Consider the following 25,754-nt stretch of genomic DNA (forward strand, 5'->3'; position numbering starts at 1 on the left):
ATAGTAACGTGTACACCTCGTCGATATATAAGAAATCGCCAATATTTATTCAGAACGTAATGGTGTCTTTACGAGACTTAGTGCGTGCAGCCATTCGTAGTGAAAAACGTGTCGCAGGTTTGAAGAGTCAGCTTAGAGAAAACGAATACTCTCATGATGCACTCAAGATCTTTTGTGATTCGCAACTTGAAGCGGCATTGTTACGCGCAAAAAGCACTGCTGCTTACGGAACACATCAACAGCTAGACCAGTTTGCGTTTATTGACAAACAAGATGTCAAAGCCTCACCGGACGCTTTTCTCAACACACAGCTCAACCCTAAAGTGACAGTGAAGGGCAGTACTAGTGGCACAACAGGTACGCCTCTATCGATCCCACAAGACCTCAATTCGGTGCTTAGGGAGCAGGCGTTTGTCTCTCGTCATTTAGAGTGGGCTGGCTACCAAAAAGGCGACAAGCGAGCGTGGATTCGCGGTGATGTAGTCGTGCCACTATCTCAGAAAGTTGGCCCTTATTGGCGCTATTCAGTTTTTGAAAACATGATTCTAATGTCGTCGTTTCATCTGACAGCGGATGCGATTCCGGGTTATCTGACAGCAATGGAAGACTACGGTGTCGATATTATTCAAGCGTATCCATCCTCAATCGCTACGCTAGCCAAGTTCCTAGAAAGCAAGGACTTGTATTACCGAGGCAAATTGAAATCGATCGTGACCTCCTCAGAATCTCTCTCACAAGAAGATCGAGAAGTAATTGAGAAACGTTTTCAGTGCAAGGTGTTTGATTGGTATGGGCTGTTTGAGCGTGTCGCAGCGATTGGTAGTTGTGAACATGGCAATTATCACCTTATTTCTGATTACTCGCATGTTGAATTTCTAGATAGTGGTGATGGCAAGCACGAGATTGTTGGCACGAACTACAATAATGCACTTTATCCCCTCGTACGCTACCGCACTGGGGATCACGTTGTTTTGGCAAATGAACAACGTTGCCCATGTGGAAGAACATACCCTGTTATTGAGAAAATCGAAGGACGCGTTGGTGATTTTCTGCTCGGTGAAGATGGTCAGAAAATCCATATTCTTAACCACATACCAAAAGGTATAGAAGGCTTAATAAGCTGCCAGTTTGTTCAAGAAAAAGCAGAATCAATCAAAGTATTAGTTGTCGTTGACGAAGCCAAGTTTACGAAGCAGCAGGAACAGCAACTCATCGCCAACACTAACGAGCGTGTAGGACAAAGCATTACAGTCGATGTTCACAGAGTAGATGCATTACCCAGAACGAAAAATGGCAAGGTGCGTCAGGCCGTATGCAGCGTGGAGAGCACATTTTGAAAAAGACCATCAATCTGACCATTGCAACTGATATCAAAGGGCAGGGCGGAATTGCAACTGTATTGGGCGTTTACCAACAGTCCGGGTTCCTTGCTGACAATGCGGTAAGGCTGATTGCAACTCACTCTACCAACAATCGACTTGGGCGCGTTGGAGCATTACTGCTTTATATCAGCGCGTTAGTTAAGGTCTTGTTCTACTTTGCGTTTTATCGTGTCGGGTTAGCACATATTCATGTTGCCTCAAGAGGAAGCTATTTGCGGAAATCAGTGCTTGTGAGGTTGATTAAAGCACTGGGTGGCAACGTGATATTGCATTTGCATGGCGCTGAGTTTCGCGATTTCTATGCGAACGAGTGTGATGAGAATAGAAAGAAGCACATTCGTGACACATTCGAAATGTCGGATGTGGTTATTGTGCTCTCCTCTCAGTGGATCGATTGGGCAAGAGCGACTTTTCATCGCTCAGAGCACTTCCAGTTGATCTATAACGCTGTGCCATCACTTGAGCTTGAAGCATCGTCTACATCTTCTTCAACCATTAGCTTTCTTGGAAGAGTGGGTGAGCGTAAGGGCGTTCATGACCTGCTCAAGGCCATGGTTAGAGTCAAACGACACTGCCCTGACGCTAAGCTTATGATCGGAGGTGATGGTGACGTTGAAAAGTACCGTGCGATGGCAAGGGATTTAGGGCTTGAATCCCATGTGGAGTTTTTGGGTTGGGTTTCTGGTCAACGCAAGCTCGACGTACTGAGACAGACTCAAATCTATTGCCTACCTAGCTATAACGAAGGGTTTCCAATGGGGGTATTGGAAGCGATGTCGGCTGGTATTGCCGTGGTGTCCACCTACGCTGGTGGTATTCCTGATGCGATATCTCATGGCAAGGAGGGCACTCTCGTAGAAGCTGGGGACTCAGAGGCCTTGGCTGATGCGCTTATTGAACTATTGATTAATCAAGATATGAATCAAAACTATACCCAAAACGCAAAACAAAAATTTGATGAACACTTTTCTGTGCAAGCTATTATTCCTCAAGTGCAACGTATTTATGATGCCGTGCTTCTCCAAAGGAGTCGCGCATGATTACTGATATTCGTCGCTCACTTTTAGACGATGCCACTCACAACGATTTTGCCGGTTTTGATCCGTTTGATGGACTAAATGCTCGCCTTTTCGATGTTTTCCCGCGTTTGCGTAATTCGCTATTCGGCCTCGCATGGATTCAGATTTTCAAACGCTCGAATATTAATATGCGTCACCTTCTTGGGGTACCAAAGAAGCGCAATCCCAAAGGCGTTGCTTTGTTTATTTCAGGGATGTTAGAGCAATACCAGACCACTTATGAAACTCACTTACTTGAAGAAGCCCAGAAATTGGCAGACTGGTTGTTGGAGCATCAGTGCTGCTCGAAAACTTGGGGGGCTTCTTGCTGGGGATATCATTTTGATTGGAAAGCCCGGGCATTTTTTGTACCCAAGGGTAAACCCAACGTCATATCAACCATCTACGTAAGCAGAGCTTTGTTCGACCTTGGAAAGCTGACCAACAACCAACGCTATGTTGATGCAGCATGTTCCAGTGCAGAGTTTATTGTTGAGCATTTATACACAGAAGATCAGCAACGACAATTTTTTGCTTATATCCCAGGGGAAAAAGCATTCGTCCATAACGCAAGTTTATGGGCCGCTGCCTGGGTTGGATTTGTTGGTTCTGAGACAGACAACGGGAAATATCAAGAACTTGCTAGAACTGTGGCTTGGCAAAGTATCAATGAGCAGTCACCTGATGGCAGTTGGGTATATGGTGCACGCAGCCACCACCAGTTCATTGATGGTTTTCATACAGGTTATAACCTTGAAGCGTTATACGAACTCAAACATTCGCTGCAAACCGACGAGTTTGACGAGTCGATTGATCATGGGTTGGTTTACTACAAAGCGCATCTTTTTGAAGAAGATGGTACGGCGAAGTACTACAACAATAACCGCTACCCTCTTGATCCGCATTCAGTAGCCCAAGCTGTGATCACCTTAATTAAGGTCGGTGGAGAGCAAGACGATTTAGACATGGCAGGCAAAGTACTCAATTGGTCTGTCAAAGAGCTTTATCTTTCAGATAAAAAGCAATTCGTTTATCAAAAGACCGCACGCACAACTAACGCGATTAACTATGTGCGTTGGACTCAAGCTTGGATGTACCTGTCCATGAGTATTTATTTAAAGAATCAGAAAGGAGAAAAGTCATGAGTCGAGTGACATTCTTGGGAAGCCCAATGGACACAATGACCATGGCTCAAACCGTAGAATCAATAAAAGATCGTATTGAATCCGGAGAGTTTACTCAACACGTGGTTGTGAATGTTGCCAAACTGGTAAACATGAAAAAGGATCACGAGCTAGCAAAATCTGTGACTGAATGTGACATCATCAATATTGATGGTATGGGTGTCGTGTGGGGGGCAAGGTTTGTTGGTCATCAGATCCCTGAGCGAGTCGCGGGTGTCGATTTGTTTCATCACCTCAATGCAATGGCTGAGGCTGAGGCGTTTCCTGTATTTTTCCTAGGAGCAAAACAAGAAGTTGTAGAGAAAACGGCGCGAGTCATGAAAGCCAATCACCCCAATCTCAATATAGCTGGATATCACCATGGCTATTTTTGGGATGATGAAGAAGCTTTAGTAAACAAAATCAAGGAGTCAGGCGCAAAATTACTATTTGTAGCTATTACATCGCCAAAAAAAGAAAACTTCATTAATAAATGGCGGGATGAGTTGGGCGTGGACTTTGTTATGGGGGTAGGCGGTACATTTGATGTGGTTGCGGGTAAGGTTAACCGCGCTCCGGTTTGGATGCAAAATGCAGGATTAGAGTGGTTATATCGAGTTATTCAGGAACCAAGAAGAATGTGGAAGCGCTATTTGGTGACTAACTCAAAGTTTGCTCTTTTATTACTGAAAGAACGACTTGGCAAATAATCAATCCTGTCTATATAATCCTTAATGTGACTTTTGTCACTAAAGCAATGTAACAACTGAAAACATTTTCTTTGATTAATAAGTTTAATTAATACACAAGGTGTTATTGGTTTTTTGTTTGAATGCAAAACACTCAGTTGTTACGCTTTGTTCTGCCGTACTAATCAAATCTATTTATTAACATTTTGGTGTGAAAATGAAAAAACTAATTATCGCTCTACTTTCGGGTAGTATAGCGCTGAGCACTTCTTTGTCTGTATTTGCTGTTGAGAATCAAATTGCGAACGAAGAATTTCTTCTTGATGCACAAATTCAACTTTCTAAAAATCAGGTACCGACAGAAGGTGGGTATTTGTCTGCAAGCATTGATTTAACAAATATTGGTGATGGAGATGCCAGTCTTAAATATTGGGTATCTGTAAAAGGCCCTAAAGGTATTGTATTTCCTGCTAAGTCAGTTGTTGGTATTAATAGTTCTGAATTTGACAGTGAAAATATTGAAGAAGGGTCTGCACTACATATCGAACGTGGTATTTGGGTACGCGAGTATATGGATGATGGTTTATATCAGGTAGCTGTCGAAGGTGTTAACGTTGAAACGGGTAAAACTTTCTCTAAATCAGAGACGTTTGCTAAGGGCGTAAGTATTGAACAGCCAGCGGCTATCGATGGCCTGATACTAGAAGCATTTGCTGTTAACGACACGATTTTCCCTAGTGAAGGTGGTTATCTGATTCTCGACCTGCAAGCTCATAATACCAGAGATCAATCTGCCAACATTGAGTTCTGGGTAACTGCTGTTGGTCCAGACGGCTTGGCAATTCCTGTTCACGCTCGTGTACTTAAATCGGTACCAGCTCTGGAGGAACTTAGTATTATTCGTGGCTTCACTCTGGACGCTAGCTACCCGGATGGCGAATATACTATCGTACCGCAACTATATGATGTAGATAGTGGCAAACGTGTTGAAGGCGCCATTAAAGTTTATAAAGGTGAACGTGCCGTTACTGACTAAATCTTTCGTATGTCCATCATTTCATATTCTGTAGCAGGTATCTTCCTGCTACTTTCTTCATCCATCCCTTCTAAATACCTACATTAGTTTAAGTACTTCCTTACGTTATATCTCCTTCTCTTTGAATTTGAGTAAAAGATACATGATTTCGATGATAACATCTATTTTATCATGGTTATTTACTCTCCCATTAAATCTCTTTTAATCAATAGCTTACTGTTATTTTTAGCTTCACCTTATACACCCGATATTTTTTTATATTTATTTGTTGTCCTTAATGGTTATTAACCTAATGTTGCTTGTTCTTAAAAAATGTATCTATAGAGTTGCTGTTAGCTAGAAGGGGGATGTTGATTTACGAATATTCAATAAGGAAATTACGACTTAAGCCAGAGTGCGTATAACCTAAGCCAACTTCTAGTGCTAAAATCAGAATAACGAATAGTTATAGGCTCTATGATACAAACTGCAAAAGAACTTGAAGTCGATGAAAACTTTGTTCGACTATATCCAATTAAAGACAGGTTAGTCATTGACCGACACCTTTCATTAAAAGACCGTGAAAGAGGTAGATGTAAAAACGATGACAACTACTACCACTCATCTCTATATAAGTTTGGCATTCGTGTTTCTGCGCCTTCAAATCATTTAATCAAAGATGAATCTATATTTTTGAATGGATACTGTTATCTTCCTGGAATCACTAATAAAAGAATATCGCATATTAGTAAGTTGGAGCTGAACGATGTGAGTTTGCAATCCGAGCAGTATTTGGTGCCCTATGAACTGGGTCGACATGCGGAATTTAAGTATGACTAAATTGATAGTGATTATTTGTCCAATCTGATTAGGAAACTATACAGCCACATAAGGTTGCCGTTTATATTTGTGGGTATTGCAGAAGTAGAGATGAATACCTATAAAGAACTTTATAATAAAAAATTGTCAAACAATTTGTATGGAAATAAACATGATCCGAGAAGAGAATTTATTTTTGATGAAAATGTGCACTCTAGATTATGCGTGGTGGGTTTAGTATCAGATAAAACAGACTCTAGACTGTCCTTGATTAACAATAAACTTAATAAAGTTTTTTACGAAGAAAGCACAGAAGGAAGCGCTATACCATCTACACATATCCATGGTGTTTTGCTCAATGAAAATATAGAAAAGTACAATGAAATTCTACCTGGTCACGTTGAGAAAGCTCTGGAAGTAATTGACTACACTACATTAGTGAAACGCTTTAATGGCGAAATTTACGTAATAAGCACAATCGTATAATAGGTGAAGTATGATTTTGGATAAAAATGATGTTGAGCTGATATACTCATTTATAAAACATATAGGGTATTTTTATCCCCTGCCTGAACAGAATCTCTATTTTAGTGGAGAAGAGGGAATTAACCGAGTTGTTGAACTATATATTCATAAAGATAGTAAATACACGGCGCTTGGAAGTATTGATATTCCAAGCAGTGTGGTCATTTCACTTGAGTCTGGACGAACAATAAAATTGTCTCTAGATCGTATTTACCTAAGTTTGTAATAAATTCGTTATCTGAACTAACCATTGAATTTAGAGTTGAACGTTTGATACTCAATAAGTCCATTTGATAATAATGACAACAATAGAACCTGTAAAAAATACTGTATTTCTTTCTTATGAAGTTGCTAACTGCTTTGCTCAGAGCGGTGTGGAGTGTGTGTTTTTTGAGCCGGTATGTGAACATGACAAAGATATTTCAACACTTGTTTATGTTCTTGAAGTAATGAATATTAAAACTGTGATATGTAAAGATGCATCTGATGCAATCACTATGGCTGCGGGATACAGCAGAATTGGGCGAGGCCCAGGTACTGTGCTTCTTAGGAACGACTCATCGATTTTATCATCGATTGAGCAATGTATGTTCTGCCAATCAGAATCAGATAGCGTATTTGTACTTCTTTGGGAACAAGGCGAAATTTCAGGGGAATCAGAAAGAATTGATAACTTAGTCGAGCTTGGTGATAAGCTTACCTCTTACTGCCTAGTCTTTGAGTTTGGTTTATTTAAATCGCGATTTCCGAAGATGTTTCAATCATGTCAGTCTGGATCTGGAGGAGTATCATTTATTAGGCTGTCACTAAGGCCTGAGCGAACTGGTCAACAAGAATATCTAGTGGCCAAGTTACCTGCGAATGAAGACAATCAAAAGGACATAGATTCCCAAATAGCCAATCTATACCATCACCTCACGGTCGCAAGGTATTCAATTATTGTAACGGGCGTCGGTGCGTCAGTAACAAAGTGTCGACAAGCGCTATCGCACTTACTACATGTGGCGCCGATTGCAGTAGTGTCAACCTTTCAGGGCTTTAGCCTTTTGGGTTCGGAGCACAGTGACTATTTTCTGGGAAGAGTAGGAGGCGAGCACGGAAGCTTCACTGCTAACAAAGCATTGTATAAAGCGGACTTAATTATTTTGATTGGATGCCATACGGGATTTGAGATAAATGACAACGTACTTTCACCCAATGTAACAGTATTCAGCATTACAAACGAACGCAGCTGCCTTGAACGATGTATAAGTAATAACATAATCTTCGATTTGTCCGAAACAATAAACCGCCTTACTAACTTACTAGTATCCAATACAAAAATGAAGAAAATGAAGAGGAATAAAGAATCTAATCTGCTAATAAAAAACATTTTTGGTATAGGTGATATAAAAAATTGTGGAGGACACTTAGCGTGGCCAGTTTATAAATGCCTCGATGAGAATACAATTATTATCTGTGATAATGGAGATGTTTATCGTTACTTCAAAGAAAATCTAATTTCGAGCTCTAAAGCAAATATTCTCTTCAGTAATTCTTTTGATATTCAAGGTTTTGGCCTGTATTGGGCTATTGGTATTAGTCTTAGTGACCCTAAAATAAAAGTGATATCAATATCCGATATTATTGATCATAATAAGGATAAAATTAATTATTACTCTACGCTCAACTTACGTATCAAGCACTTTTATTGCAAGAGAATTGCCTATTATGATCCTCTTGATGAATCAGATAATGTATATTCTCCAAAGAGAATTACAGAATGCATGTTGAACTGGAATAAACCAGGTAGTATAGAATTTTATGATGTTGAATATTAGGGTTTATATAATTCATAGTAATTATATTGATTTATTATAATTGCTTGATAAATGCTCACTCTCAAATATGAGAAGGGGAGTAATTGATTAATAATCCTACTTAACTGTTAAAAAACTGACCTTCATAATATTTGTAGCTTAACAGTTATATATAAATATTATATTTTAACTGTGTTATTAATGAGTGTTGATAATGATTTACCTTAAATACTATACCTCATCTAGGGCTTTAGCATATGAAGAGCTGCGTAGTTTCACGAGGTTAGCTGATAGTGATTATTTGGTGTTAAAACAACTATGTGATGGCTACCCACACCCAATTAATAAGAATGTATTAATTGAGAAAGCATGGTCTGAACGTGTAGTAACGGAGTCTTCTATTAAAGTAACGATTCATAAACTTAGAAAAGTGCTCAAAGAAGAATTGGATATGGATCTGGAAATTAAGTCAATCCGCCATCAAGGGTATGTATTGGATAGGCCCGCTACTCTGAATGAGGTAAGCGATAAGATTTTCCATGAACGTCTGATTTCTTTTGAAGAATCTTCGCCTATTTGCGAGGATTTTTTGGAGGTGAGTCATCCATGCAATCATGAAAGAAAGCCAATAGTGTCAAGATTTCGATTCATTCCAGAAGTCATAATTTTTTTGGCAATTATTCTAGTTATCTATGCTTATTATAAGATCGGTTTATTATGACAATAGTTAGACTGACTATGGCCTGTATTTTGGTAATCCTAGTCTGCTGGCCTCTACTCTATAGTATTACTTATAATGATCATATGGTGTATGAACGTAAGCGTGGACAACGCAGTTATATCATTGAAATTTATGTAAGTAATGGAGTTTTCAATACAATTTACAAAAGAAAAAATGATTATGGATATATTGAAAATATTACCATGATGAATGGCAGGATTTTTAGATTTTTTCCAGATAAAGCAATATTAATTACTACTCAATCTAAGTCAGTATTAGGCCAAGGTTTTTTTGGTCAAGATTGGTTTAGAGATCGCTATCGGATCGATAATATCATTCCTATCATGTTTAGTGATGATGGAAGAGTTTTAAAGTTTTACTCACCCATAGTGAGGAAGCACCTTAATGCTGACCTTATATGTAAAGGTGACGCCTGCACAAATAAAGCTATTTATCTCAGGGGAGAAGAGGCATAACGACGGTGTTACGTACTTATCAGCACCCCGGATTTCTCTTCGGGCTGTAATTCTCCAATTACATTTAGCTTACGATGAGGTAGCCCACTAAACAGAACGTGTATGCATGCTTATATTCACGTATGTCTATGCTAGGTACCTTAAACTCACGAAAAATGATTTGGTTAAAGTACGCTTCCACTTGTCACGTGAAGTATCAAAACGTTAGAGAGCTAATTTCCATCGACCTTTAGCGTTTTGGTATTTTCTTCTATTTTTATTTTTTCGGATGACGTATCAATAGAAAGAAAATCGCATCCTGACTCCCCGTCGTACTCGTTACCAACAATATTTACGTTTTCAAATGAGTAGCCACTTTTCTGACTATAAGTTCGAATGATCTTTTTATATTTCTGCTCATTTGTTCCTTCACAGGTAATGTTGGAGAAACGATTATGTGAGACGGAAATATTTTCCACTGACTTTGTCGGTGACTCGTTCGCGGAAAAACTTTGTAGCCTGATCCCCATGGTACTATCGGATACATCGTTATTATGAAACTCAATATTACCCCAGTGTACTGGCTGTTCAGCACGTGTATTGGGGTACACATTCATGACGTAACCGGTGATATTGTCGAATTTATTGTCTTTCACCGAGACATCCGTGTAATAGCTGACTTCTAATGCCGCGCTACTAATATCTTTGAAAGTATTGTGAAGAACAAGAGCACCCTGAACTTGGTGTCGGCTTGAAAGCTTTAGAGTACACCCCTGAAATAGATTGTATTCGAAAGCGATGTTTTGTGTGCCGGGTGCACTAGAGCCCTGAGTCGCCTGCGTGGTGGTGACTTGGCTGCAGTTGCGAAATGTGTTGGCGAACAATGTCGCATCTTGCGAAAGAGACTCCCCTTGATTCGGTCCGGTTGTGACTCTTAATGCCGCGTCACCAAAATTCTCAAACGTATTGTTCGATAGATGGGAGCCAGACGTACTGGCGAGATAAACGCCTTGCTCGCCCCAAACCTGTTTGATGTCACCATTATTTAGACCGATAAAGTGAAGACCACTTATGAATATGTTCTGAGTTTCTTTTATATAAAGTAGGTATTCACCAATAAAATCAGCGCACTTACGCAATACCGCTCCTTGGCTACCAATTAGGGAGATTTGCTTGGTGTTGGTTAAGTACAGCGTTTGACACACATCATATGTGCCTTCAGGGATGACGAGAATGTCCCCAGGGTTTAGAGAAGAGAGGGCGGTTTGAATGGCTTGGCTATCGTCTTGGGAATCGTTACCAATGGCACCAAACTGATCCAGTCGGTACACCTTGTCCTGAGATAACGTGGGCAGAGCAAAAAGAGCGATAATGACGAACAACGGTATTTTCATAATAAACTGACCTAGCTTGGGCATCGGTACGTTTTCTCGAATTATGGCTGCCATTCTATACGCCGCTGGATATTGAGATAAAAGTTTTTATCTTTTGTCTGTTAAATGAAGCGGTATCCCAATTTAAATGTCTCGTTTCTAAGATGTCTCATTATTGAGGCGTGATATTCTCGCCTAATTGTTGAACAGACCAAATTCCATACAGATAATTTGCGCGAATCAATCCTAACCGCTTATTTCTGGATTAAGCAACGTAACAGAAGAATTACGCCAGTCTTGAGCAATACATTAATTTGGCAACAAATCAGCAAAGGGTGTTCTTAATGGAACGTAAATTATTAGCAGTGGTATTTGGCTCACTTGCATTAGCCAACATCAGCTTGCCTGCCCATGCATCCGAACCTATGGGATGTATTATCAGTCAGCAGTCAGGGGAGAAGTATTGCCTTAAAGCGGGAGAGCGCTCAGGTTATTCACTTCCAAATTGGATCTACGCGCACCCGGTCGATGTTCTCGCTCCGAGTGGTGTTTCTGTTATGTTGAGTGACTGGGATAACTTGTCATACAACAGACTAGCCGTTTTTGACTCTTATACGTCAAACGAACAACTTAAAAATGTGAAAGCGTATAACGGTCGTTACTTAGACTTTTCTAAGCCTCGTTCGATGCGTGTATTGGCGTCGGAGCAATACCCAGAAGCATGTATTGTCAGCCTAGAGAATGATGAACGTTACTGTCTAAAAGAAGGACAACGTTCAGGTTACTCGTTACCTGAGTACATTAAAGGTCATGAAGTTGAAGTCCGTGCTCCAGAGGGGCTTGGGGTGATGCTAAGTGATTGGGACAACCTATCTTACAATCGCCTAGCGGTATTTGGTGGTTACAAGTCTAATGCTCAGCTAGAGTCAGTTAAAGCGTACAACGGTGAAATCCTTGATTTCTCAAACCCACGCTCTATGCGAGTTTTGGCTTACACTGAGCCAGATAAGAAAATCGAGACTGAGCTGAAATGGTCTTGGCAGGGTAGCAGCTTTAAACCTGAGTCTGATCAGGTAATGGTAACGCCAGTTACCGCTCAGCTTAATGACGACAACGGTGATGGTCGAATCGATAACCAAGACGTCGCAGATGTGATTGTTGTAACGTTTGAAGGCCGCAATTATTCAAGCGGTGGTCTTGTTCGAGCACTAAGTGGTGTGGATGGTTCCGAGCTATGGAGCTACGACAACGGCGGTGTTATTGCAGATGCTCGCTACAGCCCTGCTGTTGCCGATCTTGATCATGACGGTGTGGTGGAAATTGTCACGACCAGTACAGGCAGTGACTTCATCAAGGTGCTAGATAATCACGGTAATGTGAAGAAGCAGATTGCGACTATTGAGTCTGGCTGGAGAACAGTCGGTGACATCGCATTAGCAGACTTGGATGGCGATGGTGATATTGAAATTCTGTCTGCGGATGGCGTCTACGATTATCAATCTGGTCAGCTAGTGTTTAGCCATACTTGGTCTCCAGCATCAATCAGTGGTGACTTTGACGGTGACAACCGTCAGGAAGTGTTTGCTGATGGTACTTTATTCCAAAGCTCTGGAGCTATTGATTGGCAGTACAGCGCAGCTGATAAAGTATGGTTCTCTTCATTGGTCAACCTAGATTCAGATAAGAACCCTGAGTTGGTCGTCTCTGTTCCGGCAAGTTACTCGTCGGCACAGAACAGCTCACTTGCAGTGTTGGAGCATGATGGTTCAACTAAATGGGAAATTACTAACGAGAACAACCCAGGTGGCGGCGTTCAAGCTGTTTCAAGTTTCCTAGCTGCGTACAGTGAGTCAGTGACTCAGCAATCGGAAGTTTTTGGTTACGAGAAAGGCAATGTGGAGTCGGCACAAGTCGGTAATGACAACCTGCTCTATGTCCGTTCTGGTGCTGCAATCGATGCGATTGGTACGGATGCCCATAACACGATTGGTGGTAATGGCGGAGCACTTCGTGATCCTATCGATCTTTCAAATGTTACGGCAATTGACGTCACATACGGCAAGTACTTCTGGGGTGGTCGCCATCTCCTGGCAATGGAGTTCTCTCTGAAGAATGGTTCATCAGTCATGGTGGGATCTAAAAACTATGGCTACCATCTGCAAACCAAGCGCTTTGTTCTTCCTGAAGGTGAGAGCGTTACGGGCGTTAACGTTTGGTCACAAGGTTGGCTGGTTGAAGGCGTACAGTTTGAAACGGCAACGACAGCAGGCACAGACAGCATCGGTATTGTTTACGCAGGTTATAAAGCCGTTGATATGTACAATGCTAAAGGCGAGTTAGTTTGGTCTGTTGAAAACGACGATATTGGTAGCGGTAAGATTGGTGTTTCTGCGTACGACTTTGATGCTGATGGTATCGACGAAGTGCTTGTACAGGATCATTTCAAAGTACGAATCCTTGACGGTCAGACTGGGAAAGAGTTAGCTGTTATCGATAACTCAACTGGAACTTTGTGGGAATACCCAATCGTTGTTGATCTAGAGGGTGATAATAATGCTGAAATGATCGTGGTCGCAAACAACTACGACAGTAAGTACAGCATCAACAAGGGCGTATATGTGTATCAGTCTGCTCAGGCCGACAAACCATGGACAAACGCAACACGTATCTGGAACCAGCACTCGTTTAACCTAACGAATGTTACTCAGGCTGGACAAATTCCTGAAACGTATCAGCCAAGCTGGCTAAGTCACAACACTTACCGCTCGAGCACGCTACGCGCAGGTAAAACGGAGTTTTCTCCTATCTTTGGCTACCCGAATGGTGATGTACAAAAAGCGGAAGTGACCGCGAGCAACTTGCTTTACGTACGTTCTGGCTTAGCGATTGATGCAGTAGGTACAGAGCTTAATGCGCTAATTGGCGGTAACGGAGGCGCGCTACGTAGCCCTGTTGATTTGAGCCAAGTAGAGAGCATCGAAGTCAGCTCGGGCCACTACTACTGGGGTGGTAACCATATTGTTGCGTTGAAGTTTAAGTTCAAGAATGGTTCTTCAGTCATGTTGGGATCTAAAGGCTACGCTTCGCCAATCAAAGTCGAAACTTTCGATATCCCTCAAGGTAAGCAGATCAAAGCAATCAATGCTTGGACTGCGGGTTGGTTAGTCGACGCGATTCAGTTCGAACTGAACTAATTGCCACTTAAGCTAATGCATAAAATGCCAGTCAGGTTTTCTGACTGGCATTTTTTTATCCTCATTTTGTCGAAAGTAGCTCGACACATCAGTTTCTATAGTAGATATGAGTCTTAACCAAGTTAACACTTTGGGTCAAAAGATAGCCCGAACGCATGAAATCTCTAGACGTAAGTAATTTCTGATATGTACTATCAGACCTGATATTAATGATAATAATTCGCATGGAAATTTTGTATGAGAAAGCTATCCATACTTTTGCCTTTTGCTATGCTATTTAGCGGTTATTCGCTAGAAGCTCACAGCACGGAAATTTCGCCTTATATCGTCAACGGTAGTTACGCTAGTGTAACTACATACCCCTCGATAATAAGCTTATTTAAAGATCGTATTGATTATGACAACAAGTATTATGTCGGAAGTTACTGTGGTGGGACGTTACTAAATGATCAGTATGTTTTAACTGCTGCGCATTGTATTTATGACAATGAAGAAACACAGCTGTTTACCTCTGCTGTGCCTAAACTCCAGAATGAATCTGACTTTCCGTACAGCGTTGTTGAACGTGTGATGGTAAATGAGATTTACTATAAAAGTACCTACAACGATTCGACTTTAACCGACGATATTGCGATTTTGAAGCTTGCGAGTCCGATGCAAACTTCAAGTACAGCAGACTATGCCATTCGTCCAAGTTCAGGCGACGATTCAACGTATCGAGATGTATCTCAGACCTTTCATGCTGTAGGACATGGTGATACTCAAACCGGGTCTGATAACGATGACAATCTATTGTATGCGCAGTTGCAATATGTAGATAACTCAGTGTGTGATGCCACATATAGTCAAGATACTAGTGGAAATCTATGTATGGGGTGGCCAACTCCAGGTAGTAACGGTTTAGATAATGGTGTTTGTAACGGAGATTCTGGCGGTCCGCTTTATTGGTATACAGGCGGAAGTTATAAACAGGTAGGGATTACAAGCTTTGGCCATGTTAGCGGGTGTGGTAATCCTTCAATTGTTCCAAACTCTGTTTTTACCGAAGTTTTGGGGCATGAAGCTTGGATTACTTCGGTGCTAAATGGATCTGAAACACCGAAGAAGACCATTACAGATTCAGACAGAACTGCATACCTAAACTCTACTAGTTCATCTACTGTAACTACTGATGAAAGCGCCAATTCTTCAAATGGTGGAGGCGGCGGTTCACTTGGCTACCTGTCTTTTCTATTGATAAGCGGTGTCCTATTTAGAAGGAAATTAACAAGTTAGAATCTAAACCGTTTGCCCTTTCGTAAGCTAAACTTAATATTGAAGGACGCGAAAGGGAGACGGGAAAATGAAAAATCCAATTTGGTTCCTTAGCCTGATACTGGTTAGCTCCCGATTGCTGGCGGTCGACGTATCGCCTTATATCGTGAACGGCAGCAACGCGAATATCGTCAATTACCCATCTTTTGCCAGCCTTTTTTACCGCAACGGAAATACTTACAGTACCTCGAGTTATTGCGGCGCGACTATGATTAACAGCCAATACGCGTTGACCGCGGCTCACTGTATTTATGGTAATGAAAGTACCATGTTATATACGGTTGTCGTCCCCCAGTTAGAAGATGAAACGAATTTTTTATCTACTCAACAAGCAAAAGCAGAAGAGTTTTATTATCCGGATGACTACATTGATTCAGGCTCTGAGCTGTGGCCCAATGATATTGCGATTATAAAACTTGAATCTCCACTGTCCGTATCTGATTACACCTCTCTTCTAAATACCACTCTCAATAACAACTTTCCCAGCTCAGCAGACTACAAAGCGATTGGACATGGTCTGATAGAAGGGGGAGGAAATGGAACCCAGCTTTTGGAAACGTCGCTAGACTATATATCGCTTGCTAGCTGTCAAACGCAGTACAGTAAAGTAACCGATAAACAAATCTGTTTTGGCGGGCCTCAAATTGGCAGTTATCAAAACTCCACGTGTAATGGTGACTCAGGAGGGCCAGTCTATTGGTTCAACGGTGTTCAATACATACAAATAGGTATTACTAGCTTTGGTCCCAGCACTTGTGGAGACCCATCCCTGAATGTCACTTCTGTGTTTACCGATGTCTATGACTACATTGGTTGGATCAACAACGTCATTAATGGGCAAGTCACACCAAAGTACTATGTTACAACCGTTAACGGGAATAGGGTGTTGAATAGTAATGTGAATGGCAGCTCTGTCGCAGCGACTTCGGGTGGCAGCAGTGGGGGCTCGCTGCACTATGCCGCTTTATTGATGATGATTGTAATATACTGTCGAAGAAAACTGACCTCAGCTCACTGATTTAGCCTGATGTTAGCTAAATAAAATCGTTCTCAAAAGTGAGAATTGCGCGTAAATAATTGAAAGATATCTTCTTAATGGTGTATTTAGCCAGCGAACAATGATTTGCTATGTTGACTAATTTTAACTAAACGATAGTTTTAAATTACATAATAAGTTGAGCCGGAGAGTTCGCAGATGGCAAATAAATGTACCCACGAGATAACACTTCTTTCAGATGTAAGCATGCAGTCTAGATTGTTTAAAGACTCTTTGGAGCAGGGCATTCAGTTAAACGTGTCAATTGTTCCGGTTGAAGAACTTGAAGCGTGCGAAGGTGAGACTTCCGTTCTCGGCGACTATATTCTGTTCGACTACCATTATTTGGATGATGAAAAGTTCGATTTCTATAATCAAGTTCGATCGAAAAGTTACAAGAATTCTAAAGAGATAGTCATTAATTGCCCGAAGGATGTCCCATCCACTCAACTTTTTAAATGGCGTAACTTGGTCGGTGTGTTTTATGTCGATGATGACATCTCGTTATTGCTTAAAGGCATGGAAAAGATCATGCAAGATGAGATGTGGTTATCAAGGAAAGTTGCGCAAGACTATATTGAACACTTCCGCTGTGCTAACAGCGTCACCACATCACAGGCATACGCTAATCTGACTAAACGTGAAAAAGAGATCATGCGCTTACTGGGCCATGGTGCATCCAATCTTCAGATTGCAGATGAACTTTTTGTTAGCGAAAATACGGTTAAGACACATCTGCACAATATTTTTAAGAAGATAAATGCCAAGAACCGTTTGCAGGCCTTACTGTGGGCAAACAACAACATTGCGCTAGAAGAAAGAGTGTAGAAGCGTTTACGGTAGCCATTAAAAACGGGAGCTGATTGCTCCCGTTTTTTATTAGTCGTATATGGTCGGAATTGGTTGACGTTTATGCTGTGTGGCTTTGTAGATTGCGACCAACCTGTCTGACGCTTCCTGTGATACTGGCTTACCTTCTAAGAAGTCATCAATCTGATCATAAGTGAGATTGAGAGCATCTTCATCGGCCTTTTGTGGAGTCAATTCTTCAAGGTCAGCGGTAGGTGTTTTCTTTACAAGAAGCTCTGGTGCACCTAGTGTTGCTGCAACTTCACGTACCTGACGCTTGCTCAAACCAAATAACGGGGCAAGGTCACATGCGCCATCACCGAATTTGGTATAGAAACCTGTGATGTTTTCCGCTGAGTGATCTGTCCCAAGTACTAATCCACCAACATAACCGGCAATTTCATATTGAGCGACCATGCGAGCACGTGCTTTTACATTGCCTTTGACGAAATCGATCTTAGATGCCTGTTGAGGCAAAAGTTCAGTATGAGCGAGTGCTTCGTGGGAGGCGGCGTGCAGGCCATCAACTCCAGCTTTAATATTGACGGACACAGAGTGAGTTGGCTGAATGAACTGCAACGCTATCTGGGCTTCATCTTCATCTTTTTGTTCACCATAAGGTAGACGAACTGCGATAAACTGGTATCCGCCATCGGTTTCTTCATTCAGCTCATTGACGGCAAGCTGTGCTAGACGGCCACAGGTTGTTGAGTCGACGCCTCCACTGATACCTAGTACTAACGCTTTGCATCGTGCTTCCTGCAACTTGCGCTTAATAAATTCGACACGACGTGATATCTCAAACTGAGGGTCGATTGATGGCAATACGCGCATCTCGTCGCGAATTAGCTGTTCCATTATGTTTCCTTCCTGCAAGCAATGATTTATAGAAAATAATGGTAATATCATACCTAAATGAACAGATTAGAAAACTGTGAACAGTGATTTCACAATCATCAGGAAAGAAAATGAACAAAATCGCAGTATTTGGCAGTGCATTTAACCCGCCGAGCCTTGGACATAAGAGCGTTATTGAATCGCTTATGCATTTCGATAGGGTACTGCTACTTCCTAGTATTTCTCATGCTTGGGGTAAAGAGATGCTTGATTATCAAGCACGTTGTGAACTGGTGGATGCATTTATTGAAGACTTGCAGTCGAGCAATGTCGTGCGGAGTACTGTTGAAGAAACGCTTTATCAGCCAAACCATAGCGTAACGACATTTGCGGTTTTAAGTGAATTGCAGCGTCAATATCCAGAATATGAAATAACTTTCGTAATTGGCCCTGATAATCTTTTTAATTTTGCTAAATTTTATAAAGCGGATGAAATACTTAATCGCTGGTCAGTGATGGCATGCCCTGAGACCGTGAAGGTACGTAGTACGGACATAAGAAAGGCAATAAGTGATAAAAAAGACATTAATTCACTTACTACGCCTAAAGTTTGCCAAATGTTGGTCGAAAAAGGGTATTATTAACGAATGCTGTACTAATTATTTGGGGTGTGAATGAAAACTCATGCATTGATATTGCTAGCAAGTCTGGCTTCTTCAACTATTGGTGCATGTGAGCTATATAGCTCTGGCTATCAGTCTGATTCGGTTTTATTTCATTCCTCACAAGGTGTGTGTTTTTCCTTACTTGATGGTATTCAATACACCGCTGACAAACTGGATGCGTTCGATGATTGGGTATCAGAGGAACAATCTCCAGATTATTCTTCTTATTGGTCTGATTGGGTTCTGCAAACGGAGACTAGCCCTATACTGAGTCAAAGTTTAGCCTCTAATTATATTGGCATTGGCGTTTGGGTACCGTCTGAGTTGGAAGATCAGATTAATGTCTCTGATACAGAAAATTGGATCATGAGTCATGGCCTTCAACTCAGTCTAGGCTTCGGTGATAAGAAGCCGGGAGAGCCTCGACTCCGATTAGATTATCGCTGGCACGATGACTACGAGCGCGATGTCATCATGCAGCTTGAGTTACCTTTCTAATGAAAAGTGAAATGGACGCAGCGAGCGTCCATCTTTAAGATTTGAACATGTTCACGACGGTTGGTGGTTCATCCTGAACGGTGTGTGAAGCCTGTATATCAATAATCGTTTTAGGTTTCTCTGGGCGCGAGTAGAAGTAGCCCTGAATCTGATAACAATCCATCTCATGCAATTTCTCTAACGCTTCTTGGCTCTCCACTCCTTCAGCCACTAAATCCACTTTGAGCTGTTTAGCAAGCTGAATAATCAGCCAGACTACGCGTTCCGATGTTTCGTTACACAGCATGTTGCGAATGAAAGTTGCGTCAATCTTAATACAATCAATGGGGTAACTGTGAATGTAGTTAAGGCTTGAGTATCCGGTACCAAAGTCATCCAGTGCAACGGTAAAGCCTAATAGCCGTAACTGGTCCAGAATAAATCGAATTTCATTGGTCTGAGACAGTAAGACGGTTTCGGTTAGTTCAATCGTAAACTCATTAGGTTTGAAGCCATAACGGTGGATGGTCGATGTGAGGTGCTTTAAGTAACGATTAGTATCATTGAGTTCATGCGCTGAGCAGTTGATTCCAAGTTTGACCTTGTAACCAAGGCCTTGCTCAAGTTCCTGCTTTGCCTGACAAGCGAGATCGACAATACGTTCTCCCAACTCCACAATCAAACCTGACTGCTCAGCTGCTTCTATGAATTCCAATGGGGAAATCATTCCAAGTGCGCTGCTTTCCCACCTAGCGAGGATTTCAAAGTAATCCCAGTGTTCTTGGTTTCGACGCACTATAGGTTGCGCTAGCACATAGATTTCGCTGGGATTAAGGTTTGATGGTGAGAGCTCGTTGCGCAGTGCGTCAATGACCATAGTACGTCGATAGTATTGCGCGCTGAGGTGGGTGTCATAACATTGCACTTGAGAGTTTCTTGATTGCTTGCAATCTTTCAGAGCTAAGCTGGCGTTGAGGATGAGCTGATCGGCAGTGAGTCGATTATCTGATTTTCTCGCAATGCCTATGCTGACATTGACTTTGATATTGTGTGCAGGGTCTTTATAACCGGACTCTAACTTGTGCAATATTAAGCGGCACACTTCGAGCGGGTCTCTATTGTACGTAATAAAGGCAAATTCGTCCCCCGCAATTCTAAAGGCTAACTGTCTGTCCTGAATCGAGGTTTCAATCGCCTTGGCAACAAACTTAATAACTTGGTCACCGATATAGTTGCCGTACAAGTCATTGATGGACTTAAAGCTGTCAATATCGACATAGGCTAGAGTGAATGAGTCTCCACTGGTTTCCGACAACCTTTCGAGCTTGTCGGATAAAAAGCTTCGATTGAGCAAGCCTGTGAGATTGTCGTGCGATACTTCATAGCTAAGTTGATTGACGAGACTCTCTGATCGTGCCGAGAGCCACTTAGCTCTCAAGCTATGCACTACGACATTAGCGAATAGAGTGTGGTAGTAAATCAACTCTTCACTTTGATCAATTGGGGTTCTAAAGGCTGATAGCAAAATGCCAAGCACATCTCCAGAACGAGTTCTCAGCGGAATACCAAGGTAAGCCTCAATATTATTCTCTCGAATGTAGATATCTTCAGGGAAGTCTTTTGCTACACCTTTGGGGTAAAGTACAAAGTCAAGATCTGACTTGCTAACGTGTGCGCTGGGAGTTCCTCTCAGGGCATAGGAGAATGGTTTTTTTAAAGCGCTATCGCTAGCATGAGATAACATATGAGCATTGGAGTTGAACTTATCAATCTCTATCACGCAGGTGCAAAAAGACTCAAAATGCTGATGGAGCACTAAAGTGACCTGATCGAGTAGCTGCGCACCGTCTAATTGAAGAGTTTGATTAACCACATCTAAGCTAATAGACGTAGTTTGTTCATGTAACCTAGCCATTTGAGTACCCTACCTTATCGTGATTTAAATCACTTATTTGTTGGTATTGGTTCAATCAAAATATGGTACAGATCTCATAACAATTCAAATTGGAAGGAGATATTTCTTGGCTTAATGCTCTTCCATTTGTTCTTTAGCTAAACGCTCTTTAAGGTAGTCGAGAAACAGTTTTGTCCTAGTATGTTGATAGTCCAGCTTAGGATAATACGCGTAAACTGTTGCTTCATCAGCAGTTATTCGGGGTAGGATACGTTTTAAGGTGCCAGCTTTTAGTTCATCTTTTATCATCACATCGTTGGAAATTAAAATCCCCATGGCATTTTTAGCGGCGTAAAAAAGCGCTTCGGGGTTAGTAGTTGCAAGATTTCCTGACAAAATGATCTTCTTTCCATTCGTCAGTGTTATTTCACGATGTGGCCGTTCTCCCCATATTAGCGTGTTGTGTTCAGTCAACTCATCAACCGATTGTGGTTCACCGTATTTATCCAAATATTCAGGCGAAGCGTAGAAGCCCGCTTTGTGCTCGAACAGTGCTGAGGCTTTAAAACTGAGTGAATTAAGCTGTTCTATCTCACGGCTGATAAACAGATCAAGGCTAAGTTCAGGCAGTTGGCCAGGGGTAGTAGTGATCAATTGGATGCGAATGTCTGGATACATTTGTAGAAAATCATCGAGATATTGAACTAGAAATTTGGATCCGACTGCAATGGTGGCACCAATTTTTAAAAGTCCCGCTGGTGTCTGGTTTACTGAACGAGTTTCATCGACAATGGATTGCCAGCCATCAAGTTGGACCTTAGCTCGCTCATAGAACAGCGCGCCAGCTTCGGTTTGAGTCACGGTTCGGGTAGTGCGCTTGAGAAGTTGAACCCCAATCCTTTCTTCCAGCCAATGGACACGCTTGCTGATCGCTGAGCTGGTGGTATTCATTTTTCTCGCTGCACCGTTGAAGCTGCCTTCGTCTACCACACGAATGTAGCTTTGAACACTTTGTATCCAGTCCATGATTTCCTCCCATTAATTCTTTTTGGGAACTAATTAGTTTCCAATTGAGGATATTATCATTCGTTAGCGTCAAATTTAAACTTTATTGCATAAAGAATAAACGAGGTGACGCTATGAAAAAAACGCCGATTCTGCTGGCGATGATGATAATTGCGACGGGTCAGGTAGGTGTGAGTATCTATCTGCCATCATTACCGATGATCAGTGAAACGCTTCAGGTTAACCAAGCTGATGTCCAACTTCTTGTGACGCTGTTTTTAGTTGGATTTGGTGCTTCGCAGTTGTTTTACGGCCCATTATCGGATGCTATCGGACGTCGTCCGGTGTTTCTACTTGGGCAAGGGATATACCTGATCGGAACCGTGATTTGTTTGCTGTTTTCTCATAACTTGTGGATTTTGGTGTTGGGGCGTCTTCTACAGGGCCTCGGAGCGGGCAGCGCGTCTGTATTAGGTAGAAGTGTGCTTCGTGACTGCTATGACGGTGCAGAGTTGACCAAAGCTTTATCTTACGTTTCTGTCACGGCTTCGATCATGCCTGTGATTGCGCCTGTCTTCGGTGGCTGGGTGGCATTTTATCTGGGTTGGGAAGCTGTGTTTATTTTTGTTCTGGTCTACCTAGCCGCAATTTTTACACTGGGTTACTTCATCTTACCTGAGACCATGAACTACGGTCGGACATCATTCAAGGTAGGTCAAGTGGTCAAAAACTATGGAGAATTGATCACCAACAGACAAGTATTGAGTAGCGCGAGCTACAACTGGATTACTTACCTTGCTTGTATGGTTTCCTTGTCTGTAATGCCTTTCATGTTACAGCATGAATTGGGTTTAACGGCTGCCGAATATGGCTCAGTCATGGTGATACCGTCCGCAGGGCTACTGATTGGTACACTGGCATTGAATGTCCTTAATCGCTATTTGAGTACACAACAACTCATGGCTCTCGCTATCTTCATCATGATGGCTGCTGGAGCTTGGTTAGCGGTGACTGGGTTGACGCTGTTCAATATTGTCTGGGCCTTTACATGGATGACGATTGCGCAGGGGTTGTCTTTCCCTCTCTCAATTAGCATGTTGCTTGCGCCACATAAACGGCAGGCTGGTTCTGTATCTGCTCTAACAGGATCAATCCAGATGTGTCTTGCAGGTGTGTTTGGAGGTTATTTAGTGGAGAATTGGGTACAAAGCCAAATGGCATTAGGTGCGTTTTATTTGATATCTGCAAGCTTAATGACAATGGTGCTTTACTCGAGTCGGGTTCGGCCAGTGACACGCCAAGAGTTTGCTTGAAAGGAGTAAAACCCCTGCTACAATGCGCCTCAATGATTGAACTGACGATCTGAGAGGTCGACGATGGAACACAAACAATTCGAAGAGTTAGTCACTGCGCTTTGTGCAAAAGAGAACTTACCGCAAGCACTTGAAGTGTTGAAACAACATGAAAATGAAGAAGTTGCTGAGGCGGCGCAGTCTCTAACAGGTCAGTTTGCTTTGGCAGAAGTTGACGGTGAACAACGCATTTACCATGTGACGATGCAAGAAAACGATCAAGGTGAAGAGCAAGAATACGTTGAGCATGTGATGAACGAAGGCGATGACGTGATTCGATTTGTAGCTTGGTTCTTTGAAGTAATGTTTGATGTGAAGCGCAAAGATACCTATCAGGCCGCAGGTAAAACGTACCAACAACCAAAACGCGCTAAATAGTCGAGTTTACGTTTTCTATAAAAATAAAGCCCCATTTTTGGGGCTTTATTTTTAACCAACGGAGCTTTGGTTGTTGTCCATGGTTACCACGTTATCGGGCACATTACTTAAGCCTTTTTCTGCCAGCCAAGCTTGCAGATTGTCGGCGCCGCCGATGTAATGACCATCAAGCCAGATCTGAGGAACGGTTACCGGTGTTTTTTCACCGATAATTGCTTTCACTTCTGGGATCATGCGATACAGAGCCGCGCTGTCTTTAACGACGTCGTGATACTGGTAATCAATCCCAGCGTCATCAAGTAATTTCTTGGCTTTCACGCAGTAAGGGCAGGTCGCTTTTCCGTAGACAATGTTTCCTTTCAACGTATCGCGTTTAGTCCACTCTTGAATAATAGACTGTACCAACACACCGCGATTCAAGGCTTCACCTTGGCTGACCACCTTGCCTTCGACCATAAGAATAGGAGCATGCCAGGCTCCAACCTTCAACGGTTCCCACCAATGAGAGAGCCAATCTTTCACTTCCAATTCAACGGGAACATCGACCAATTCGTTCTCAAATGTATCTTTGAGAATGTCTTTGGTCAGGGTGCATTCGCCACATGGAATTTTTACACTGAACGGCCCCCAACTGCCGGCCCAGCGATATAGTGTTACTTTGATTGGATCTGTCATAGAGCTCTCTCCCTTAAATGCCTTTAACTAATAGAACGGCGCGCGCTGATATTTATTTCAATTTGCGGGATTTTTTTGATTCCCATTGAGTAATAAAAGCGACAGATGCAATGATGATCGCAGCCCCTAGCCACAGTCTGCCTGGTGGTACCCAACTAAATACAATCCAACCTGCCAGTACATTTAATGGTAATTTCGCGTGGTCAAATGGCTGAACAAACGAAGCATCGGCGACTGAATACGCTTTTACAATAGCCCACTGTGCCAAAGCTGTCAGTGCTCCAGCGGCGAATAGCACCAGCCAGATCGTACCGCCAGTTGGTGTCTGCCAATCTGGAATTGCTAGCAAGATATTAAATGGCGTGATGAGGATCAATAGGTAGACCACCATCGTCGATGGGGAGTCATCGGAGGATAGCTTTTTGACCATAAGTGAATAGCAAGCCCAGAAAAATGCAGCGCCCACTGGGAGTAATGCGGCCCAGTTAAAGCCATCAGCCCAAGGTTCAAGGATGATCATTGCCCCAATGAAACCGGATAGCGTTGCTCCCCAACGTGCTATACCTACGTTCTCTTTAAGAATTAGCCCTGAGCCTACCGTTGCAAAGAGTGGTGAGGTCATCAGCAGTGCGATCCCCTGCCAAATTGGTACCGGGTAAGCGAGCGCCCAGAGCCACAATTGAATACCGATAACCGATAGAAAAACCCGGAAAATGTGCATTCCGAGATGTTCAGTACGCAGAGAGTGTCTGATACCCAATGTTTTTAAGTAGGGAAGAATGACAACCAACGCAATCGCATATTGGATCAATGCGACAGTAGTGGAAGACAAGCCGAAATTAATACTAGCGACCTGAGCGAGGCTGTTAACCAAAGCAAAGGCTAAACCAGCCGTGAGCATCCAGCTCGCGCCCTGAATAGGGTGGTGGGGTCTTGAAGCCATAATTGTTGTGTTAAGGAATGTAGTAGGCTGAATCATACGATGTTCTTTGTAGTACGTCATCTATCTATCTTGTTGTACTTCATCAAAAAAACTGAAGAAACAGCCTGTTTTATTATGCGGTGTCGTATCACTAGCT

General features: G+C 42.2%; 24 protein-coding genes. 18 read left to right on the plus strand and 6 right to left on the minus strand.

The window, feature by feature from the left end:
• Window positions 1-8: 8 nt before the first annotated feature.
• The 10 genes from QMA41_RS11820 (at window position 9) to QMA41_RS11865 (ending at window position 9,647) form a co-directional block, all read left to right on the plus strand.
• A complete protein-coding gene (locus QMA41_RS11820; protein WP_038158489.1) occupies window positions 9-1,337 on the plus strand; it encodes a phenylacetate--CoA ligase family protein in 1,329 nt (442 codons plus the stop codon).
• A complete protein-coding gene (locus tag QMA41_RS11825; RefSeq protein ID WP_281629751.1) occupies window positions 1,313-2,422 on the plus strand; it encodes a glycosyltransferase family 4 protein in 1,110 nt (369 codons plus the stop codon). Before QMA41_RS11820 ends, QMA41_RS11825 begins: the two co-directional genes overlap by 25 nt.
• A complete protein-coding gene (locus QMA41_RS11830) occupies window positions 2,419-3,585 on the plus strand; it encodes an aspartate-semialdehyde dehydrogenase (RefSeq protein ID WP_281629752.1) in 1,167 nt (388 codons plus the stop codon). Before QMA41_RS11825 ends, QMA41_RS11830 begins: the two co-directional genes overlap by 4 nt.
• On the plus strand, window positions 3,582-4,313 hold the full coding sequence (locus QMA41_RS11835) for a WecB/TagA/CpsF family glycosyltransferase (RefSeq protein WP_021457167.1): 732 nt from the start codon (window positions 3,582-3,584) through the stop codon (window positions 4,311-4,313). Before QMA41_RS11830 ends, QMA41_RS11835 begins: the two co-directional genes overlap by 4 nt.
• Window positions 4,314-4,509: 196 nt before the next feature.
• The gene (locus tag QMA41_RS11840; protein WP_281629753.1) at window positions 4,510-5,328 is read left to right on the plus strand and encodes an RbmA protein; all 819 of its coding nucleotides are present in this window, start codon (window positions 4,510-4,512) and stop codon (window positions 5,326-5,328) included.
• Between the two features lie 909 nt (window positions 5,329-6,237).
• Window positions 6,238-6,612: a hypothetical protein gene (locus QMA41_RS11845; protein ID WP_281629754.1), complete on the plus strand. Its 375-nt coding sequence runs from the start codon at window positions 6,238-6,240 to the stop codon at window positions 6,610-6,612.
• A 10-nt stretch (window positions 6,613-6,622) separates the two neighbouring features.
• On the plus strand, window positions 6,623-6,877 hold the full coding sequence (locus QMA41_RS11850) for a hypothetical protein (RefSeq protein WP_281629755.1): 255 nt from the start codon (window positions 6,623-6,625) through the stop codon (window positions 6,875-6,877).
• A gap of 73 nt (window positions 6,878-6,950) precedes the next feature.
• Entirely contained in the window at window positions 6,951-8,471 is a 1,521-nt protein-coding gene (locus QMA41_RS11855) for a hypothetical protein (protein WP_281629756.1), read from the plus strand.
• A gap of 193 nt (window positions 8,472-8,664) precedes the next feature.
• Complete coding sequence (locus tag QMA41_RS11860; RefSeq protein ID WP_281629757.1) at window positions 8,665-9,171, plus strand: winged helix-turn-helix domain-containing protein; 507 nt, start codon at window positions 8,665-8,667, stop codon at window positions 9,169-9,171.
• Between the two features lie 83 nt (window positions 9,172-9,254).
• On the plus strand, window positions 9,255-9,647 hold the full coding sequence (locus QMA41_RS11865) for a hypothetical protein (protein WP_281629758.1): 393 nt from the start codon (window positions 9,255-9,257) through the stop codon (window positions 9,645-9,647).
• A gap of 212 nt (window positions 9,648-9,859) precedes the next feature.
• Here QMA41_RS11865 and QMA41_RS11870 read toward each other — a convergent pair whose 3' ends face one another.
• The gene (locus QMA41_RS11870; RefSeq protein WP_281629759.1) at window positions 9,860-11,074 is read right to left on the minus strand and encodes a glycosyl hydrolase family 28-related protein; all 1,215 of its coding nucleotides are present in this window, start codon (window positions 11,072-11,074) and stop codon (window positions 9,860-9,862) included.
• 269 nt (window positions 11,075-11,343) lie between these two features.
• On the opposite strand from QMA41_RS11870, the gene QMA41_RS11875 reads away from it, so the two are divergent.
• The 4 genes from QMA41_RS11875 to QMA41_RS11890 all read left to right on the plus strand — a co-directional run bounded on the left by QMA41_RS11875 (window position 11,344) and on the right by QMA41_RS11890 (window position 17,371).
• Window positions 11,344-14,193 (plus strand): beta-prism lectin domain-containing protein, encoded by a 2,850-nt coding sequence (locus tag QMA41_RS11875; protein WP_281629760.1) that lies wholly within the window; start codon window positions 11,344-11,346, stop codon window positions 14,191-14,193.
• A gap of 237 nt (window positions 14,194-14,430) precedes the next feature.
• The gene (locus tag QMA41_RS11880; protein ID WP_045985674.1) at window positions 14,431-15,468 is read left to right on the plus strand and encodes a serine protease; all 1,038 of its coding nucleotides are present in this window, start codon (window positions 14,431-14,433) and stop codon (window positions 15,466-15,468) included.
• Window positions 15,469-15,535: 67 nt separating this feature from the next.
• Window positions 15,536-16,525, plus strand: coding sequence for a trypsin-like serine protease (locus tag QMA41_RS11885; protein ID WP_019276003.1), 990 nt, complete (start codon window positions 15,536-15,538; stop codon window positions 16,523-16,525).
• Between the two features lie 177 nt (window positions 16,526-16,702).
• Window positions 16,703-17,371 (plus strand): LuxR C-terminal-related transcriptional regulator, encoded by a 669-nt coding sequence (locus QMA41_RS11890; protein WP_031342955.1) that lies wholly within the window; start codon window positions 16,703-16,705, stop codon window positions 17,369-17,371.
• Window positions 17,372-17,422: 51 nt separating this feature from the next.
• Here QMA41_RS11890 and nadE read toward each other — a convergent pair whose 3' ends face one another.
• Entirely contained in the window at window positions 17,423-18,250 is an 828-nt protein-coding gene (gene nadE, locus QMA41_RS11895; protein WP_038158475.1) for an ammonia-dependent NAD(+) synthetase, read from the minus strand.
• Between the two features lie 110 nt (window positions 18,251-18,360).
• Here nadE and QMA41_RS11900 point away from each other — a divergent pair, with 110 nt between their 5' ends.
• Together QMA41_RS11900 and QMA41_RS11905 are read left to right on the plus strand one after the other, a co-directional pair.
• A complete protein-coding gene (locus tag QMA41_RS11900; RefSeq protein WP_065742169.1) occupies window positions 18,361-18,873 on the plus strand; it encodes a nicotinate-nicotinamide nucleotide adenylyltransferase in 513 nt (170 codons plus the stop codon).
• Window positions 18,874-18,903: 30 nt separating this feature from the next.
• The gene (locus QMA41_RS11905) at window positions 18,904-19,392 is read left to right on the plus strand and encodes a hypothetical protein (RefSeq protein WP_019275999.1); all 489 of its coding nucleotides are present in this window, start codon (window positions 18,904-18,906) and stop codon (window positions 19,390-19,392) included.
• Between the two features lie 34 nt (window positions 19,393-19,426).
• Here the strand turns inward: QMA41_RS11905 and QMA41_RS11910 are convergent, their stop codons facing one another.
• Both QMA41_RS11910 and QMA41_RS11915 read right to left on the minus strand, forming a co-directional pair.
• Window positions 19,427-21,286: a GGDEF domain-containing phosphodiesterase gene (locus QMA41_RS11910; RefSeq protein ID WP_065742168.1), complete on the minus strand. Its 1,860-nt coding sequence runs from the start codon at window positions 21,284-21,286 to the stop codon at window positions 19,427-19,429.
• A 111-nt stretch (window positions 21,287-21,397) separates the two neighbouring features.
• A complete protein-coding gene (locus QMA41_RS11915; RefSeq protein ID WP_021457182.1) occupies window positions 21,398-22,291 on the minus strand; it encodes a LysR family transcriptional regulator in 894 nt (297 codons plus the stop codon).
• Between the two features lie 113 nt (window positions 22,292-22,404).
• On the opposite strand from QMA41_RS11915, the gene QMA41_RS11920 reads away from it, so the two are divergent.
• Both QMA41_RS11920 and QMA41_RS11925 read left to right on the plus strand, forming a co-directional pair.
• Window positions 22,405-23,583, plus strand: coding sequence for a multidrug effflux MFS transporter (locus tag QMA41_RS11920; protein WP_281629761.1), 1,179 nt, complete (start codon window positions 22,405-22,407; stop codon window positions 23,581-23,583).
• Window positions 23,584-23,646: 63 nt separating this feature from the next.
• Window positions 23,647-24,000 (plus strand): hypothetical protein, encoded by a 354-nt coding sequence (locus QMA41_RS11925; RefSeq protein ID WP_165579764.1) that lies wholly within the window; start codon window positions 23,647-23,649, stop codon window positions 23,998-24,000.
• 51 nt (window positions 24,001-24,051) lie between these two features.
• Here the strand turns inward: QMA41_RS11925 and QMA41_RS11930 are convergent, their stop codons facing one another.
• Window positions 24,052-24,675 (minus strand): glutaredoxin, encoded by a 624-nt coding sequence (locus QMA41_RS11930; protein WP_006960438.1) that lies wholly within the window; start codon window positions 24,673-24,675, stop codon window positions 24,052-24,054.
• A 52-nt stretch (window positions 24,676-24,727) separates the two neighbouring features.
• Window positions 24,728-25,618, minus strand: a complete 891-nt coding sequence (locus QMA41_RS11935; protein ID WP_029236124.1) for a DMT family transporter — start codon at window positions 25,616-25,618, stop codon at window positions 24,728-24,730.
• Window positions 25,619-25,754 lie beyond the last annotated feature (136 nt).

Source organism: Vibrio sp. St2 (genome assembly GCF_947311885.1).
GTDB classification, from domain to species: domain Bacteria; phylum Pseudomonadota; class Gammaproteobacteria; order Enterobacterales; family Vibrionaceae; genus Vibrio; species Vibrio coralliilyticus.